At 57.5% G+C, this 17,719-nt stretch carries 14 protein-coding genes; 5 read left to right on the top strand and 9 right to left on the bottom strand.

The genetic code is table 11. The features are described from left to right. Positions 1 to 169 precede the first annotated feature (169 nt). Positions 170 to 1,375: a cysteine desulfurase family protein gene (locus K227x_RS30080; RefSeq protein WP_145176938.1), complete on the bottom strand. Its 1,206-nt coding sequence runs from the start codon at positions 1,373 to 1,375 to the stop codon at positions 170 to 172. Positions 1,376 to 1,460: 85 nt separating this feature from the next. Next, on the bottom strand, positions 1,461 to 2,213 hold the full coding sequence (locus K227x_RS30075) for a hypothetical protein (protein ID WP_145176935.1): 753 nt from the start codon (positions 2,211 to 2,213) through the stop codon (positions 1,461 to 1,463). 246 nt (positions 2,214 to 2,459) lie between these two features. Between K227x_RS30075 and scpB the strand changes: the two genes are divergently transcribed. Next, complete coding sequence (gene scpB, locus K227x_RS30070) at positions 2,460 to 3,743, top strand: SMC-Scp complex subunit ScpB (RefSeq protein ID WP_246146386.1); 1,284 nt, start codon at positions 2,460 to 2,462, stop codon at positions 3,741 to 3,743. A 279-nt stretch (positions 3,744 to 4,022) separates the two neighbouring features. Here the strand turns inward: scpB and hemA are convergent, their stop codons facing one another. The 4 genes from hemA to K227x_RS30050 form a co-directional block, all read right to left on the bottom strand. Continuing rightward, positions 4,023 to 5,291, bottom strand: a complete 1,269-nt coding sequence (gene hemA / locus K227x_RS30065) for a glutamyl-tRNA reductase (RefSeq protein WP_315854333.1) — start codon at positions 5,289 to 5,291, stop codon at positions 4,023 to 4,025. A gap of 8 nt (positions 5,292 to 5,299) precedes the next feature. Then, entirely contained in the window at positions 5,300 to 6,262 is a 963-nt protein-coding gene (gene ccsA / locus K227x_RS30060) for a cytochrome c biogenesis protein CcsA (protein ID WP_145176929.1), read from the bottom strand. 147 nt (positions 6,263 to 6,409) lie between these two features. After that, a complete protein-coding gene (locus K227x_RS30055) occupies positions 6,410 to 9,007 on the bottom strand; it encodes a DNA internalization-related competence protein ComEC/Rec2 (RefSeq protein WP_145176926.1) in 2,598 nt (865 codons plus the stop codon). A gap of 267 nt (positions 9,008 to 9,274) precedes the next feature. Next, positions 9,275 to 9,931, bottom strand: a complete 657-nt coding sequence (locus K227x_RS30050; RefSeq protein WP_218933653.1) for a YdcF family protein — start codon at positions 9,929 to 9,931, stop codon at positions 9,275 to 9,277. Here K227x_RS30050 and K227x_RS31040 point away from each other — a divergent pair. Beyond that, positions 9,930 to 10,157: a hypothetical protein gene (locus tag K227x_RS31040; RefSeq protein WP_218933652.1), complete on the top strand. Its 228-nt coding sequence runs from the start codon at positions 9,930 to 9,932 to the stop codon at positions 10,155 to 10,157. The two genes, K227x_RS30050 and K227x_RS31040, sit on opposite strands and share 2 nt — an antisense overlap. 139 nt (positions 10,158 to 10,296) lie before the next feature. Here the strand turns inward: K227x_RS31040 and rfbA are convergent, their stop codons facing one another. Both rfbA and rfbB read right to left on the bottom strand, forming a co-directional pair. Continuing rightward, complete coding sequence (rfbA, locus tag K227x_RS30045) at positions 10,297 to 11,241, bottom strand: glucose-1-phosphate thymidylyltransferase RfbA (RefSeq protein WP_449314264.1); 945 nt, start codon at positions 11,239 to 11,241, stop codon at positions 10,297 to 10,299. Beyond that, on the bottom strand, positions 11,205 to 12,233 hold the full coding sequence (gene rfbB / locus K227x_RS30040) for a dTDP-glucose 4,6-dehydratase (RefSeq protein WP_145176920.1): 1,029 nt from the start codon (positions 12,231 to 12,233) through the stop codon (positions 11,205 to 11,207). The genes rfbA and rfbB overlap by 37 nt, the downstream gene beginning before the upstream one ends. Positions 12,234 to 12,551: 318 nt before the next feature. Between rfbB and K227x_RS30035 the strand changes: the two genes are divergently transcribed. The 3 genes from K227x_RS30035 (at position 12,552) to K227x_RS31035 (ending at position 16,329) form a co-directional block, all read left to right on the top strand. Further along, positions 12,552 to 14,669 (top strand): prolyl oligopeptidase family serine peptidase, encoded by a 2,118-nt coding sequence (locus tag K227x_RS30035; protein ID WP_145176917.1) that lies wholly within the window; start codon positions 12,552 to 12,554, stop codon positions 14,667 to 14,669. A gap of 108 nt (positions 14,670 to 14,777) precedes the next feature. Next, positions 14,778 to 15,575, top strand: a complete 798-nt coding sequence (locus K227x_RS30030; RefSeq protein ID WP_246146384.1) for a site-2 protease family protein — start codon at positions 14,778 to 14,780, stop codon at positions 15,573 to 15,575. Positions 15,576 to 16,077: 502 nt separating this feature from the next. After that, positions 16,078 to 16,329 carry a hypothetical protein gene (locus K227x_RS31035; RefSeq protein WP_218934103.1) on the top strand — a complete coding sequence of 84 codons (252 nt, stop codon included), beginning with the start codon at positions 16,078 to 16,080 and terminating at the stop codon, positions 16,327 to 16,329. A 289-nt stretch (positions 16,330 to 16,618) separates the two neighbouring features. On the opposite strand, the gene K227x_RS30020 is transcribed toward K227x_RS31035, so the two are convergent. Continuing rightward, positions 16,619 to 17,695, bottom strand: a complete 1,077-nt coding sequence (locus K227x_RS30020; RefSeq protein ID WP_145176911.1) for an Mrp/NBP35 family ATP-binding protein — start codon at positions 17,693 to 17,695, stop codon at positions 16,619 to 16,621. Positions 17,696 to 17,719 lie beyond the last annotated feature (24 nt).

Raw genomic sequence — 17,719 nt, 5'->3', positions numbered from 1 at the left:
TGTAAAACCAGCGAACGGGTCTGCGACAGACTTCTATCTGTGGCAAGAATTCGGAACGTCAACAACCATTGGGTGGTCCGGGCAACTTAGGGAGTTTGCCAGGACACCCAATATTGTAGGACATCATTGGGGAAAAGCGAGTGGAAAAACGTGAGTTATCCACATGTCGCTATCGACGTAAACGTTTGTAAGATAACGAGATACGTTCAATCGATCGATAAATTTCTTCTTTGGTGGAAAACTTGGACACACTGAAACGCAGCGCAGACCGAATCTCGATTTCCGGACGATCCATCGCAATCAGCACATGGCTGGGGGGGCTGCTGCCACTGCTGCATGCCGACCCACTGCTGCAGGCGATGCCGGCCATGTCCAGAGCCATCAGCATCGCTTGACGATCGGTTCCGACCAGGGAAAGGCAACTGGTGCCCGGCAGACGATCGGTCGCCGAAGATGCCTGGCAGCGGCCCTGGACGACGATATCTGGGAACGACATGGTCAGCGCGGATTCCAATTCATCTCGCAACGATCGCATCCAAAGGACCGATTGGTCCAGTTCCAGGCAGGCCCATCGCATCGCTTCGGCCATGGCCACGATCAGGGCGACCGGTTCCGTCCCCGGGCGTGATTCGAGCTGCTGTTCGCCGCCGTGAAAGATCGGACGCAGCTTGGTCCCACCGGCCAACCAGAGTCCACCGATACCGGTTGGGCCATGAAATTTGTGGGCCGCGAAGGTGACCGCTGTCGCACCCCATTTGCCCAGTTTTAGCGGGACTTTGCCGATCGATTGGGTCGCATCGACGTGCAACGGTACACCTGCGGCGCGGCAGATCTGTGCGACCTGCTGGATCGGTTGGATGATGCCGGTTTCGTTGTTGGCCGACATGATCGAAACCAGCGATGCGGCGGTTTCGTTGTCGTCGTTGTTGTCGTCGGCCGCCCTTCCCGCGATCAAGTCGGGCAATCGATCCAATCGGATGACCCCGTCTGGATCGACGTCCAGCCAGCGAATCGGACGATCGGATGCTGCTGCGATGGCTTCGGCTGCAGCGATCACCGAGGGATGTTCGATCCGGCTGATCACGATCGGGCCAAGCCGACCGTCGGACGCTGGTTCCCCCAAACCGGTTAGCGCCAGGTTGTTCGATTCGGTGCCGCCGCTGGTGAAGATCAAACGCGGACCACCGGGTTCGTCCAATCGGGTGCCAAGGAACCCACCCATTGTTTCCATTGCTGATTCGATCCGAGCGCGGGCCGAGCGTCCGGACCAATGCAACGACGACGGGTTGGCGGGGCCGGCGGACCATTCCCGCGCCAAAACTTCGGCGACCCGTGGATCGATCGCGGTCGTGGCGTTGTTGTCGAGGTAGATCAAGGGAATCGGCAAATCGAAAGAACAAGGAAAAGAAACATGGATTGAATTCGGAATCGCTTGGGTCCGTCGGTTTCCGCGGACGGTCTTAGATCTTCATCTGCGTGATCGCCGGGTCATCGGGGAAGTCCGTTTGGGCTTCGTCAAGCAATTCGATGGCTACATCGCGACGTCCGGCATCGGCAAATTCGCGAATCAATTGCGCGTACTGGCTTTTCAGATACCGGTCGATCGACGCTTGCAATTGCTTGGGCTCGGCATCGGGTTGAGCCAATTCCAACAAAGCGGGCACCAGGATGTACAGTTCGCGGTTGGCCAAGCGTTGGATCACGGGCCACAGGATCTTGGCGTTTTCGGGGTGATCGATGCTCCATTGCCGCCAGTATTCGTTGCTGCCGTCCAGCATTCCGAGCGGCGCGGTCAAAAGTTCGGCGTCATCCGGTTTTTCCCCGGTCAGTCCACGCGAGATCGACACCAGATGCCAGGTCGTGGGTGCTCCGTTGGCAGTAGTGATCAGTCCATTTTGCCGCAGATAGGTGGCCGTTGCTGGTGTCGTTCCGGTCCGACGGATGGGGGTAATCTGCATCTGCAACAGGGGAATTTCGTAGAAACTGAAATCCCGTTGTTGAAAATGTGTGGGCGAAAACTCACTTCCGCTGACATGGCCTTGAGTCCAGATGACCAAAAAACCGACGATCGAGAACAACAGGGCTGCACCGATCGCGATCGCAATCCGAGCTCCACGCGCGCCGCGGCTAAGTTTGGATCGCCGATCGGGTGGTCCGGTACCGCCGGCGACGGAATCGGAAGCCGGCGGGTCATGGGAAACCGATGTGGACATGGAAGGCTGCTTGCGAGATGTTGCGCGAGTGAAATCAGAAAAGACCGTTCAGTGAGCGTTGATCACCGAAGTGACCGACAATCCGATCGAGTGGTTTGTCACGAATCAGAATAAGCGTTTGCAGGCCGCGACAGTCGACAAGACGTTTGGCAATTCACCATGCAGCCGAAACTCTTGGCGAGTTCCGCTGCCCTAAAATTCAATGTTGATCCACCCGCTGGTTCCAGTTTCCTTTTAGTTTAAGCCATGCAGCGACTTTGGTCCCCCGCCGATCATCGAGTATCCCAGTGGGGCGGTCGGTCCTGGTTGGCGCAGGCCCAAAGTGCGTCCGGTCTGGGGACTCAAGGCGCGGGAAATCAGGTTTCCAGCGTCCAAACGTCGGTGGCGACGGCTTCGCAAACACATCGCAGGGGCCTACGCCGACCTTATTCGGTGTCGTTGGCGGTGATCGGCGACCACGCGACCGAGGACCTAGCGGGCGATGCGGCCGGCGAAGAGGATGACGAAGATCCGCGGGTGCGGCGAATGCGAGTCGAGGGTGTCCTGTTGATCTCCAAGACGCCGCTAAGCCCGCGTAAACTTGCTCAATTGGCTCACTTGGCGGACGCTACCGAGGCTCGTACACTTGTCCGCCAGCTGAATCGTGTTTATGACACTCTTGGACGCGCCATTCGGGTAGAACAGGTCGCAGGCGGCTTTCGGATGCTAACTCATCCAACGTTAGCACCTTGGTTGGCCCGACTGGGACATTTGCCTCCAGCGACGAGGCTGTCGACGCCGATGATGGAAACGCTTGCGGTCGTTGCTTACCGCCAGCCGGTGTCGCGAGCGAGTGCCGAAGCGATCCGCGGGGTAGCCTGCGGTGAATTGCTGAGGCAATTGATGGAACGAGATTTGATACGAATTGCGGGCCGTAGCGAAGAACTTGGACGGCCTTATCTTTACGGTACTACTAAACGCTTCTTACAACTGTTCGGGCTAGCCAATACGGACGCTTTGCCGCCGATCGATTGGCAAACGTTGAACGATGACGCCCAACCCGATTTACCCCTTGATGATTTGTCGACATCCACGAAGGAGCCTGTCGTGAGTGCCTCTGTCGCGCCAGTTCTCGGCCAAGCCGCCGATTTTGCAGTTACCCCGATCGCTGACGCCAACCCGCTTGGACTGGCCGCTGCCGCTGCCCAGGCGATCGGTGATGCCCCTGTTGCCATCATCGAGGATGATGAAGACGAAATCGAAATCGACGTCGATGATGACGACGATGAAGATTGGGATGATGACGATGACGACGACGATGATTGGGACGACGACGACGACGACGATGAAGAGGACGACGACGAACTCGAAGACGACTGGGAAGAAGTCGACGACGATGACGATGACGACGACGATGATGAAGACGACGACGAAGAAGATGACTCCGCCGACGACGATGAAGAAGAAGACGACGACGAAGACTGGAGCGAGGACGACGACGCTGATGATAGCGCCGACGACGCAGAAGAAGACGAAGAAGAATGGGACTGATTCCCTGACCTCGGTCGCCTAACGCCAGTGCCAATGCGTCAGTGGATTCACAGCGCCAGTTGAATCGCAGCGAAAATGGTTCGGATTGCCAATGGTTTGAATTGCCTCTGCGGCAGTCAAATTGCGGCAGCGCGATATTAGGGGTCGCCTAGCCCGACCGCCCGCTCTCAAACGCTGCGACGTCCATCCACGATTCGCCAGCGCATCGATCATCCAGTCACTTGACGGATGATGTCCTGGAACCGATGTCTCGCTCGATCGCCGCATGCCGGCGCTCGATCAGTCGTCGCCCAGATTGAACAGTTGCCGGACCGCTTCTAGCAATCCTTGCCGATGACCCTCGGCCGCGTCGTCGCGAATCGATGCTAACGGCGGGTGCAAAAGTTTATTGATCAATCGGTCAAACGACTTTTCGATTTCTTTCGCGGTCGCCGTGTCGGCCGGATCCAGTGCTAGTTTGTTCTTCAGCCGATCCAGTTCGTCCTTTTTCAACTCGTTCGCTTGGCTGCGCAGTCGTTGGATCACCGGCCCGGTCGCCCGATGGTGGATCGCTTGGACGAAACGTTCGGTTTCTTCGGCGATGATCTGTTTGGCCTTGGGCCATTCTTTTTGGCGTTCGCGGCGATTGCGTTCGCAAGCGGCCTTCAAGTCATCGATTCCGTACAGGTAGACGCTGGTCATTTCGCCGATCGATGGATCGAAGTCACGCGGTACGGCCAAATCCAGAATCAGCAGCACACGATTGCGACGTCGTGTGTGTAGCGGGACAAAGGCGTCATGAGTGATGATCGGTTCGGTGGCCGACGTGGCGCCGATCAGCACGTCGGCGGCGACCACTTCATCATTCAGCTCGGACCATGGCACAGCGACGGCGTCGAACGATTTGGCCAGTGCTACTGCACGGTCGTGGCTGCGGTTCAGGATATGGACATCGCTGGCACCGGCCTGTTGAAGGTAGCGCAGGGTTTCTTCGCCCATTTCGCCGGCACCGCAGATGACGACGCGTTTTTTACGCAGCGAATCGAACACTTCGGGGATCACCTCGCCCACGGCCACACTGGGGACGCTGACGCGGCGGCGGTGGATCGATGTTTCTTGCTGGACGCGTTTGGCAGCTCGATTGGCGGCTTGAAACACGCTGTGAGTCACCGCACCGGCGGAATCGTTGACGCAGGCCAGGTCGTAAGCCTGTTTGACTTGAGCCAAGATCTGAGCTTCGCCAACCACCATGCTGTCCAGGCTGGCGGCGACGGTGAACAGGTGTTCGACCGCTTCGATGCCCGCCCGATAGATCATCTGGTCGATGACTTCGTCGACACCTAGCGAGTGTTGATCGGCCAGAAACTTGGCGACCGCGTCGCGGTCAAGTTGTTGGTCGTCGCCGGTGGTGGTGTACAGTTCGATGCGATTGCAGGTGCTGACTAGAACGAGTTCACCGCCGGGAAATTGGCTGCGAAACGCCTTCAGCGCTTCACTAACTTGACTGCTAGTGAAGGCAATTTTTTCTCGAAATTCAACAGCCGCATCGTGATGGCTGCAGCCGATCATCTGCAGGTTCAAGGTGCCGTCTCCCCAGCCAGGGAGGGCGTGTTTTGGATCGGGGTCGAATCGCCGCTTTGGTCGGGCAGAGGCGAGTTTGTACTGGTCAAATCAGCCGCTGATTCGACCTCTGCGGCTGCATCATCGGGCTTGGTTTGTCCGTGCGGGGTGGTCAGGATGCCGACCATCGCCAAGATCAGAAACCCTAGGCTGGCCAGCGTCAGGTACACCGCTTTGCGACCGCGGCTGGCGGGGGCATAAAAGAATTCCATCAACGTCGCGCCGACCAACCAGATCAACAACAACAGACTCAGCAAGACACCGCGGTCGGTCCAACTGACGTAGCCCCACCGATTCAGATTCATCACCACGCCCGACAACAGGCCCAGGGCCACAGCGACCGTGCTGATGATCAGGCAACGGCGGTTGAGTCGTCCGAGGGATTCCAGCGTTGGTAGCCGAAGCGACGAACCGGCCCGGTGTCGTTTCAGCCGCCACGATTGAACCAAGTACATGACGCCGGCCAGGAATCCGACCAGAACGGCTGCCGATCCGGTCGCCATCGATGCCGCGTGAACATTTCGCCACACTTCGACCGCTTCGGTCCGCGTGAACGGTGGCAGGTGACGCACGGCTAAGGCCAACGCGATCAACCCCATCACCACCGGCAGGAAAAAGAAGCTGACGATCGTATCGGGGCGTCGCAGGTAGAACACAAAGAAACAAATCGCGGTTGCGAGCGACAGCAACAGGGACCAATCCGACCAGGTGGCCAACATGCCAGCGTCAGTCCCCCCGGCAGCGGTGGCTTGCAGCAGCAGGTAACAAACGTGGGTAAACAGCCCGATGACCATCATCACGATGACCGCTAAGCCCCGCCCCGGAATGCGACCGCAAAGGCGCAGCAATTCCAGTACCAGGACTATGAGGTAGCTGGCTAGAAAGCAGGTGACAGTGATTTCGCGAAGGATAGTCAACATGGGCGCCCCGATTTGGCTTCAGAGGACGGCGTGTCGTCAAACCGCTCAATCCTACCTGCTAGTAAGAAAATGCCTACCTGCTGCGACGAAAATGACTGATTCGTCGATACTGCCCTGCCCCGCCCATAGGCCGCCCATGGGCCGCTTTTACCAGGGTTGGGCCAGCCAACTTCGCACTTCGATTTTTCCATCCTGGTCAATTCGGACGCGGATCGCCCCATCCGTACGGGTCACGTGCACCGCCGCACCGTACTGGGACAGCATGGTGGCGACCTCGGGACGGCCGGCTCGCTGGCCTCCGCTGACGACGACTTCCGATGGCCGGGCCCACTGCAGCACCACCCCAGCGTCCATCTGCAGGCTCCCATGGTGTGGTGCCATCAACACGCCACCGGGGGACGGGCGTCGCTTTCGGACCAATGCGCCCGTCCCCGGTGGTTCTAAGTCACCAGGCAACAGCAACGATTGGCCACCCCGATCGATCTGGATCACCAACGAATTCGCGTTGTCGCTGCCGTCGATGCGAACCGGCGGCGGATGCAGAACCTGGATCCGGATGCCACGATGGACGATGGTATGCCGATCATCCATTTCGATTACCGGGACGTTGGAATGGGCAACCGCTTCCCGGATGGGGACCAATGCCGGTTCGGGTTCCTCCAGCATGCCCGGTGGTGTCCAGATCCGATCGACACGAAACCGACGTAGCACCCCCGGCAAAGCGTTGAAATGGTCGGCGTCGGCGTGAGACAAGAAGACGCCGTTGAGTCGGGTCACACCCAACGACCAAAGCGACAGGTCGATGTCGCGACTGCTGCCGACTTCGTTGCCCAACCATCCACAATCGTACAGCCAGACTGCGACGGTGCCGTCTTGTTCGCGTTGGCGGATCACCACGCTGGTCCCATGGCCGACGTCGATAAAGGTTGCTTCGATCGATTGGGTCGGCATCGGCTTTGGCTTCGTCGCGACCCCCAACGCAATCGCACACCAAACCGCGATCCATCCATACCGCAGACGCCGCGCATGGATACCGCTTGGCAACAGCAACGTCGCCGCCAACACGACATAGAACACGATGACCCAGGTCGTTGGCGGTGCGGGCAGCCATGCATGCCCCAGCGGCAAACGAGATGCGGTCCCGATGATCCATCCCATCAAGGCCAGAGATCGGTCACAGACGATCGCAGGCACCGCAGCGATCGCCGGGAAAATCATCGTCGCCGCCGCGGTCGCGATCCCCGACGCCAAGGCAATCATCAGGATCGGACCCAGAATCACGTTCGTCGGGACACTGATCAACGACACGACGTGGAACTGATGCCACACCAACGGCAAACTGACGATCGAAACGCAGGCGCTAAACCACAACAATTGCGCCACAATGCTCTGCAGATAGCGCAGCGTAACCATCGGTCGTGACCGCGCCGATTCGGCCAGACGCGTCAGTTGTTCCTCTTGCCGAATGGCCTCGTCCACCGCTGCCGACCCGGTTCGACCATGGCCGCTGCACAGCACCAAGGTGGCCACCGCCATGAACGACAACTGCACGCCGACACTGAAAACATTCAGCGGGTTCCAAAGCACCAGCGCGATGGCTGCCAACGACAGCGTGTTGATCGCTTGCCCGGGTCGCCGCATCCAGATTCCAAACATCAACGTCGAAACCAATACCGCGGCTCGCATGACCGGAGGCCTTGCACCGGTGATCGCACAGTAGAAAACGCAGACCACCAAGATCACGACGATCTTCATCGGCATGGGAAGCCGAAGCAGCATCGCGATCCAGGTGGTCATCATCACAACGATCGCCAAATGCATTCCGCTGACAGACAATAAATGGGCGGTACCGGTCACCAACAATTGGTCGCGAGTCGCGTTGTCAACGAAGTCCCGTTGTCCGATCACGAGGGCCACGGCCAGCGGACCTGTTTGCGGGCCCAAGCGGTCCAGCAAACCATCGCGACCTCGGTTCGCAATCCCGGCGATCCAACGCGAAAATGCGTACCCGTGTGCCGTAGGACCGATGACCTGGATCTGGTCCGTCCGATCGACTTCCACCCGTCCGTGCAAACCGCGACGCTCGTAGAAATCCGACTGATCGGTTTCGCCTGGATTGGTCGCTGGGCCGACCCCGCGAATCTTTCCGTAAACACGCACCCGATCACCGGGACGAAGATGATCACACCGGCCGCCGACACTGACCAACAATCGACCCAGCATCGGAACGTTATCCCGGCCAACACGCATCTGATCGATGTCGACTTCCAATTGGGTCTGCCATTCGGATTGTGACTGTCGAATTCGACGTTGGGCCATCGGGTGTCGCCGAAGTACCGCGGGTCGGTCGACGACGCCTTCGACGATCGTCGGTACCGCCTGATCGTCCAATCGATTGGCGATCGGCGAGGCCTGATACGAATCTTGTTGCCAAAGATGATCCAGTGCCCCGACAGGCAACATCAACATCACCGCCGAAATCGCGGTTCCATATCGTGGCCCGCGAGAGGTTTGGAAGTTGGATCCCAACGCAGTGATCAACAACCCGGCGGCAATCGCGATCATCCAAATCCAAAACCGGACCGTCGGCGAAACAGAGACACCCGGTTGGCACAAACTGGAATCGATCAGGATGCCGGCCACTGTGGCGATGGCAACCAACAACAAGGGTTGCTGATGAGTCGATTGGCGGAGACGAGAACCAGCTTGATCGGACAGCAACGATAGCGACTGGAAAATCGACACGCCCCACACCCCAAATCAGCTCACACGATCAGCCAAACCGTACTCTCGACCCAGCGGACAACACTTGAATCTAACCGATGGCCGGCGGGACAGGGGGAATCGAATTGGATGCTGGTGCCGGGGCGAAATGAACGCCACGTGGATGCGATTGTGTTCACGAAAGTGGACGCAGCGGAAGTTCGGGTTCCAGTTTCAGTTGCACACAGCAGACCGGTCCGAAAACTGAAACTCGAACTTGAACTCGAAAAACTCAACTCAAACCTCGCATCATCGCCCTACCAAACTGGCCAACCATTCCTTCAGTGCCGAACCGAAGTTTTGCATCGCATCCGGACCGGGGATCCATCGGCTGGGGCTGAAACCGCGATCGACGGAACCGCGAAAAGCGCAGGGGAACGGCAGCATTTCGACGTCTTGGCTGGCGGCCAACCGCATCGCCCGATCCATATGGAATGCGCTGGTGACCAACAGGATCGGACCAGGGGGTGGAAAGCCTGCCGGTGGGCTGTCTAGAAACTGTCTCAGAGACTTCATTTCTTGGCTGGTGTTTTCGCCCTTGATGCGAAAGATCACATCGCTCGGTACCCCGGCCGAAATCAAGGCATCGCGTCCATCGTCGCTGGGATTGTGCACTCCATCGGAAGACATTCCGGTACAGATGATCGCCCCCACCTTGCCGGCATGATAAAGCTGTGCCGCCGAAAATATCCGCTCGCCATCTCGGGAAAGTTCAGGCGTGCCATCGGGCGTGGCCGACATCCCGCCGCCCAGCACAACCGCGGCTTGTACCGCTTCATCGGGCATCGCTTGTTCAGGCCATTCCAAGCGATCCATCATCGCCGATGAAACGTACCCATTGCCTGAAATGTAGATCATCACACACATCACTGCGAAGGCGAACGACGCCAATGATTGTCGTTGCATGGCGAACCAGATGGCGAACATCATCGACGTCAACCAGATCAAAGCAACGGGCATGACCATCTTGGTCGCCGTTCGTGTCGCCATCGTCCTGCCCTCGACCGCCCACGACAGTCCGACCCACGCGATGACCAGCACAGACGTCACCGCGATGGCCTTGATCAGGGTCTTGCCGGCCGAAGGAGAAGATTCAGAAGCGGTCATGCGAAAGTTTTTCATTGCGAAGTAAAAAGACAGCGGATGAAGTTTCACTGACGACACCAAAATACGCCAGAACTACATCCTCTTCCGTCGTGGGATTCGCCAGAATTCCCTCCTCCATCCCTTCCCCACCCAAACCTCTCCCTCATCCCGTCATCAAAAATCCATCACGATGGGATCGTGGAATGGCCAAGTTGGCGGGCAACGGAACGAAGATAAGCTCCGTAATCGCTTTCCATCGACTCCGCCAAACGTCTCAAATCCTTCGGCGTGATGTAACCCATCCGGGCAGCGATCTCTTCGGGACAGCAGATTCGCACTCCTTGCCGTTGCTCGATCGCGGCGATGAAATTTGATGCCTGCAACAACGCCATCGGCGTCCCGGTGTCCAACCACACGGTACCGCGACCCATGCGGGAAACAGACAGCGATCGGTCGTTCAAATATTGCTGGATCACATCGGTGATTTCGTATTCGCCTCGTGCCGACGGACGCAGCGCCTTGGCGAACTCGACCACTCGGTGATCGAAAAAATAGATCCCAGGGATCACCAGATTCGATTTTGGATGAACTGGTTTTTCGACGATCGAAATCGGCATTCCGCCGGCGTCTAATTCGATCACCCCATACCGACTAGGGTCACTGACTTCGTGGGCAAAGACAGTGGCACCGGTCAAATTCTGTGCGATCGCCTGAAGCGATTTCGAGAACCCATCGCCGTAGAACACGTTGTCGCCCAGGATCAACGCAACGGGATCATTGCCGATAAATGATTCGCCCAAAACGAACGCCTGTGCCAAACCATCGGGTTGCGGTTGAACCTGATATTGCATCCGGATTCCCAGATCCGATCCATTCCCGAACAGGCTTTCAAAGCGGTGGATTTCATCAGGGGATGAAATCAACAGCACGTCCTGGATGCCTGCCAACATCAGCGTCGACAACGGGTAATAGATCAGCGGCTTGTCATAGACCGGCAACAGTTGTTTGTTGCAACCCAATGTCATCGGTGCCAAGCGGCTTCCCGAACCACCTGCCAAGATGATCCCCTTGGTACATACAGTGCTAGGCTGTGTCATGCTTGCTGCGGTGTTGTTTTTGATTCGGTCCAATCTGGATGATCCAAGTACCACTTCACCGTTTGGTCGATGCCGTTGTCGAAATCGATTTGCGGCGTCCAACCAAGTTCGTGCTTTAGTTTTGTTGCATCGATCGCGTAACGGAAATCGTGTCCCGGTCGGTCAGCAACCCATTGGATTTGGTCGAACGAGGAATGCGAACGGCCGGTCCATCGGTCGACGCAATCGCAGATCGCGCGGACCATTTCCAAGTTCGTTTTCTCAGTGCTGCTGCCGACGTTGTAGGTCTGTCCGACGCGGCCGGTTTCCAAAATCAGACGCAGGGCGATGCAGTGATCCTCGACATGGATCCATTCACGGACATTCTTGCCGTTGCCGTAGACCGGCAGGGGCTCACCACGGACTGCACGCTGGATCATCAACGGGATCAGTTTTTCGGGGAATTGGAACGGGCCATAGTTGTTGCATCCGTGGGTCGTGATCGTCGGCAACCCGTACGTTTGATGGTATGCACGGACGAAATGATCCGCCGCGGCCTTCGAAGCGGAATAGGGCGAGTTGGGCGAATACGATGTCGACTCGGTGAACACCCCGTCTTTGCCAAGCGAACCGTAGACTTCATCGGTAGAAACCTGCAGAAATCGGAATCGATCCACCTGCAGATCCGACAAGGTTGCCAGATAACTGCGCGTGGCTTCCAACAGTTCGTAAGTGCCGACGACATTCGATTGCACAAACGGTGCGGGCGAATCGATGCTGCGGTCCACGTGCGTTTCCGCTGCCAAGTTGATCACCGCATCACAGTGATGTTGCATCAACAGATCTAGCATCCGGGGTCCGTCACAGATATCGCTGTGCAGGAAACTGAATCGAGGCGAATCCCAGACCGATTCCAGAGAGCGCAGGTTTCCCGCGTAGGTCAGTTTGTCGACCACGACCACGCGATAAGTTTGGGCGTCGATCAGTTGTCGCACCAAATGGCCGCCGATGAACCCGGCGCCACCGGTTACCAGGACTGTCCGCATGGGTGGTGATTGATCCGGGAGGTTTGGCTGCGAGGAATTCGAGATCGCCGATGGACGATCCCTCTATTCTAAACAAACCGCTGGCAAGCGTATGCCCAAGTCGACGCATGTTGTGGCTGATGATACGAGTGGCAGATTTTGATCGCCCAACGAACGAAATCGCGATGATCCGCTAGGTGACTGGTCGCGAGGGCGACGTTGTCTTTAAGATCATGGGCGAAGCCTTGTCTTCGTCGCGTCACCGTTTTCCCGATTTTTTCATCCGATTCTCACCGCGTAAAAAGGCTGGTAACCGTGATTGATGACTTTCGATGGGCCATGGTTGGTTCCATTTGTTTCCTGTTCCCGATCAGCTCCTTTGCCCAAAGTAGTACTTCCCCGCCCATGACCTATCCGGACACCCAACAGGTCGATGTGACCGACGACTACTTTGGCCGCAAGGTCAGCGACCCCTACCGTTGGCTTGAAGACACCGAAAGCGACGAAACGGCAGCCTGGATCCAAGCGGAAAACGAACTGACCCAGTCGTACCTGCAGGGGTTGCCGCAGCGCGAACCGATGCGGCAAAAGTTGGAACAGCTTTGGAACTATGAACGTTACGGTTTGCCCGCCAAGAAGGGCGACATCTATTTGTACTCGCACAACAACGGACTCCAGGATCAAAGCATCCTGTACAAAGCAGCCTCGCTGGATGCTGAGCGTGCGGTGTTGATCGATCCCAATCACTTTTCGACCGACGGGACCGTTGCGCTGGCTGGCACAGCGACGTCCGATGATGGCAAGCTGATCGCGTATGGGCTAGCCGATGGCGGCAGCGATTGGCGAACGTGGAAAGTACGCGAGGTTGCTACGGGGAACGATCTTCCCGATGTGATCGAGTGGGTGAAGTTCAGCGGCATCGCTTGGAAGCCCGATGGCAGCGGATTCTTTTACGGTCGTTACGCAGAACCTGTCGAAGGATCCGAACTGACCGGAACCAACGAAGACCAAAAACTTTACTTCCACCAACTGGGCGATTCGCAAAGCCAAGACACGTTGGTGTTGGAACGACCCGATCATCCCAAGTGGGGGTTTCAACCGGAGGTAACCGACGATGGCCGCTATCTGGTGATCCACAACTGGAAAGGCAGCGAACCGAAGGCACAGATCTTCATCAAGGATTTGCGCGACCCACAGTCGCAAGTGATTCCGTTGATCACCGGTTTCGATGCCGAATACGAATGGATCGCATCGAGTGGCGACACCCTGTTCTTTGTGACCGATCATCAGGCCCCCAAGCGACGGTTGATCGCGGTCCCTGCGGGTGCCGAAGATCGTGCTGCATGGAAACCCGTCATCGGCGAAAGCGACGACGTGATGGAATCGGCCAGCCTGTTTGGCGAGACGTTCTATGTGTCGTACCTGAGGGACGCGCGGGCGCGTGTGACCCGGCATGCCATCGACGGTGCGATGATCGATGAAGTCTCGCTTCCCGGTGTTGGCACGGTATCGGGTTTTGGTGGTCGGCAAGACGCGGCCGAAACGTTCTTTAGTTTTACCAACTACGTCACGCCGGCATCGATCTATCGAGTGGATCTGCGGTCCAACGACATTTCGTTGTGGCGGCAACCCGATGTGGCCTTCGACGTCGATGACTTCGTGACCGAACAGTTGTTCTGCACCAGCAAGGATGGGACCAAGATCCCGATCATTGTGACGCGCAAAAAAGACACCAAGCTGGACGGAACCAGCCCGACGATGTTGTACGGCTACGGTGGATTCAACATCTCGATCACGCCCGCGTTTTCACCCGCGACTGCTGGCTGGGTCGACAGCGGCGGGATCTATGCGGTGGTCAACCTTCGCGGGGGTGGCGAGTACGGTCGTCAGTGGCACGAAGACGGCATGCGGCTAAAGAAACAAAACGTGTTCGACGATTGCATTGCCGCGGCGGAGCATTTGATTGACAAGGGCTACACCACCGCGTCCCGGTTGGCGCTTTCGGGCCGCAGCAACGGGGGGCTACTGGTCGGCGCAGTCGTGACGCAGCGTCCCGATCTGTTCGGTGCGTGTTTACCGCAAGTCGGCGTGATGGACATGCTGCGTTACCACAAGTTCACGATCGGTTGGGCGTGGGCGACGGAGTATGGCAGCAGCGACGAAGAGGATCAGATTGACAACTTGCTTTCGTATTCGCCGCTGCACAACATCAAGCCCGGTGTGTGTTACCCAGCGACCCTGGTCACCACGGCGGATCGCGATGACCGTGTCGTGCCAGGGCACAGCTTCAAGTTCGCCGCGGCGCTACAGGCGGCACAGTCCAAAGCCAGTTCATGCGATCGACCAACCTTGATTCGCATCGAAACACGTGCCGGCCATGGCGCCGGTACCCCGGTCAGCAAGCAGATCGAAGAGTACGCCGACAAATGGGCGTTCTTGCTGGAGAATCTGCGCTAGTGACCCGACTGGTAAGCTATTGAGCAGGCACTTCACCGGCGCCGCCATCGAAACCGATGGCGGCGGACCTTTTTTTCCGTTTCGAACGTCACCTTTGACCAAAGCCTGATGCTGCAAGAACCCACCCCATCGCCTTACGACCTGCGGTTCCGATTACTGGGGTTCCCCGTCCGAATCGCATGGGGATTTTGGGTGATGGCGGTGGTGTTTGGCTATTCGTGGGTGCAGAGTCTGGATGGCATGCTGCGGGAACTAAGCCCCGGCATCATTCCCCTGTTGGTGTTGTGGTCGATCTGTGTGTTCGTATCGATCTTGATCCACGAACTTGGCCACGCGTTGGCGTTTCGGCAGAACGGTATCGAGTCATCGGTGGTGCTGTATCACTTCGGTGGTCTGGCGATCCCACGCAGTGGTCGTTCGTTTGGCAGTTTGCGTTTGAAAGATGATCTGTGGATCTCGCTAGCGGGTCCACTGGCGCAGTTGTTCTCTGCGGTCGTCGTGATCGTGTTGGTGAAGTTGTCCGGTTATCGATTGGACCAGTTCGATACGCTGTATCGGATGCCCGAGTGGTTGCAGCAGACCATTCATGCCGATGACGGCGCCGTGATGATTTCCGACTCCGTTGGGCTCTACGCGATGGTCGATTTCTATTTATTTCCAAGTATTTTTTGGGCCATTTTGAACCTGATTCCAGTGCTTCCTTTGGACGGCGGACGAATCGCAAGTTCGTTGGTTCAGATGCGCGGCGGCAGCATCGAAACAGCGCTTTGGATCAGCGTGATCGCAGCTGGATTGGCGGCGCTGTACGGCTTCAGCGCAGGCCAACAGTACATGGGGTTGCTGTTCATTGCGCTGGGCGTGATGAGTTATCAACAGTTGCAATCAGCGGGTGGTGGAAGCTACTGAATGCGAAACGAACTTAGAAAACACGTTGTTTCTGCGCGCTGGACTGTTTCAACGCTTCGCGCAAGCGCTTGCATTGCACTCGGTGATCATCGACACGTTCGCGTTGATCGTCGACACGATACCGATTGGTTACGTAGCGCAGCGCGGTGGAACGATCGGTCGATCAAGCGCCTACCGAAGTGCATCACGACATGACCTTGTTCGTGTGGCGCAGTGAACACAATCGAGGTCGATACGGTGACCAAACGAAGGCCTCCGTTACCAAGAAAAAAATCTAGTGCAACATCTTTTTCACAAAAAAGATGTTGCGGAATTTGGAGAAGCGCGTAAAGTTACGCGCAGTTTTTAACGGTTGAATTGAGAAGCCAGGAACGGTGTTGGACACCAAGGCTTCGATGTTCGATCACACCTAACGATTGACGGGCCGTGGCCGGTGACTTCAACGACTGTTGTTGAAGTCTCGAGGACTCGTCAACGTTTCCTTTCTCAGCGGAGGAAAGACGTGGCCAAGAAGAAAGCAACGACGAAAAGGGCGACAAAGAAGAAGGCTGTAAAGCGTTCGACTAAGAAGGCCGTCAAGAAGGCAACTAAGAAGAAAGCAACCAAGAAAAAGGTCGCTAAGAAGAAGGCAACCACCAAGAAGGTAGCCAAGAAGAAAGTCGCCAAGAAGAAAGCAACCAAAAAGAAAGCGACTAAGAAGAAAGCGGCCAAGAAGAAAGTAACGAAGAAGAAAGCCGCTAAAAAGCGTCGCTAAAACCGCACGACTGTTTGGCTGATGCCAAATGGAACGCAACCAAAGCCGTGCCGAGGATCTTTCCTCGGTGCGGCTTTTTCTTTGCGCCCTCCCCCCTGTGTCGTTCGGACGCGTGTGGGCTCGTTCGGACGCGCGGTCTCGTTCGGCACGCGCGTGGGCTCGTTCGGCACTTGGGCTGGTTTTACACCCCGCCCCGCCATCGACGTGGTTCCGCTTTGCAACCAGACGAGTCGGTTGCCACCGCCGTGGCTTGCTTGGCAAGCCTGAACGAGGGTGCGGATCACCGCACCTACAGTGTTGGCAGGCTGGCTTTGGGGGGTGCCGCAGCGGCTTTCGCAGCCAGGGTTCGGACCACCGACTTGGCGATCGCGTCCAAGGGAGCACGAGCCTTTTCGTTGTGCTCGATCACGTCGGCCAGTTGACCCGCATCGCCGGCTTCGCGCAGGGTGATGTCGATCGGTAGTTTGCCCAAGAACGCCACGTCGAGTTCTTCCGCTTTGTCGCGGGCACCACCGCTGCCGAAGATGTCGTACGTCTTGCCGCAATCCGGGCACATGAACCCGCTCATGTTTTCGACCATGCCCAGGATCGGAATGTTCACTTTGCGGAACATGCTGATCGCTTTGACCGCGTCCAACAACGCGACTTCCTGTGGCGTGCAAACGACGACGGATCCGGCTAGCGGGATCGCTTGGGAAAGTGTCAGTGCGACGTCGCCTGTGCCCGGTGGCATGTCGATGATCAGATAGTCCAGGTCGCCCCAGTCCGTTTCGCCTAGGAACTGGTTGATCGAACCGTGCAACATCGGCCCACGCCAGATCACGGCTTGGTCAGGTTCGATCAGAAAGCCCATCGACATCACGGGCATGTCGCCCAGCCGAATCGGTTCGATGCGTTTGGATTCTGTGATCGCTGGCCGACCGGTCAGACCAAGCAGGTGTGGGATACTGGGGCCGTAGACATCGGCGTCCATCAATCCGACTTTGGAACCGAGCCGGCGAAGCGTCAGCGCCAAACTGGCCGCGACGGTGCTCTTTCCCACCCCGCCCTTGCCGCTGCCGACCGCGATGACGCTTTTGACTCGCAGCGCACTCTGTCCGACGCGTACCGGAGCACGATCGTGATGAACGATGTTGATGGTGACGTCCGTACCCGGCGCGGCGGCCACGATCTTGGACTTCAGCGTTTCAGCGACTTCCTCGGCGATCGGTGCCGAGTGCGAAGTCAACCCAAGCGTGATCGTGGTGGACGTCCCGTCCACTTGGACGTCTCGGATTTGGTCCGTGGATCCAATCGGTCGGCCCGTTTCTGGATCCGGATGGCTTTCGATGGCGGCGCGGACGGTTTCGACGGAAAGATTGCTCATGACCGGGACTGGGTTGCGAGGGGA

It is taken from the genome of Rubripirellula lacrimiformis (assembly GCF_007741535.1).
Lineage (GTDB): Bacteria > Planctomycetota > Planctomycetia > Pirellulales > Pirellulaceae > Rubripirellula > Rubripirellula lacrimiformis.
The sequence above is the reverse complement of the archived record's forward strand: the minus strand, read 5'-3'. Positions and strand labels throughout refer to the sequence as shown.

What these genes read in the sequence shown, in the direction of transcription:
- K227x_RS30075 (WP_145176935.1), bottom strand. Translation starts at nt 2,213, where the DNA reads ATGTCCACATCGGTTTCCCATGACCCGCCGGCTTCCGATTCCGTCGCC.
- scpB (WP_246146386.1), top strand. Translation starts at nt 2,460, where the DNA reads ATGCAGCGACTTTGGTCCCCCGCCGATCATCGAGTATCCCAGTGGGGC.
- hemA (WP_315854333.1), bottom strand. Translation starts at nt 5,291, where the DNA reads ATGATCGGCTGCAGCCATCACGATGCGGCTGTTGAATTTCGAGAAAAA.
- ccsA (WP_145176929.1), bottom strand. Translation starts at nt 6,262, where the DNA reads ATGTTGACTATCCTTCGCGAAATCACTGTCACCTGCTTTCTAGCCAGC.
- K227x_RS31040 (WP_218933652.1), top strand. Translation starts at nt 9,930, where the DNA reads ATGGCGAACCAGATGGCGAACATCATCGACGTCAACCAGATCAAAGCA.
- K227x_RS30050 (WP_218933653.1), bottom strand. Translation starts at nt 9,931, where the DNA reads ATGCAACGACAATCATTGGCGTCGTTCGCCTTCGCAGTGATGTGTGTG.
- rfbB (WP_145176920.1), bottom strand. Translation starts at nt 12,233, where the DNA reads ATGCGGACAGTCCTGGTAACCGGTGGCGCCGGGTTCATCGGCGGCCAT.
- K227x_RS30035 (WP_145176917.1), top strand. Translation starts at nt 12,552, where the DNA reads ATGGTTGGTTCCATTTGTTTCCTGTTCCCGATCAGCTCCTTTGCCCAA.
- K227x_RS30030 (WP_246146384.1), top strand. Translation starts at nt 14,778, where the DNA reads ATGCTGCAAGAACCCACCCCATCGCCTTACGACCTGCGGTTCCGATTA.
- K227x_RS30020 (WP_145176911.1), bottom strand. Translation starts at nt 17,695, where the DNA reads ATGAGCAATCTTTCCGTCGAAACCGTCCGCGCCGCCATCGAAAGCCAT.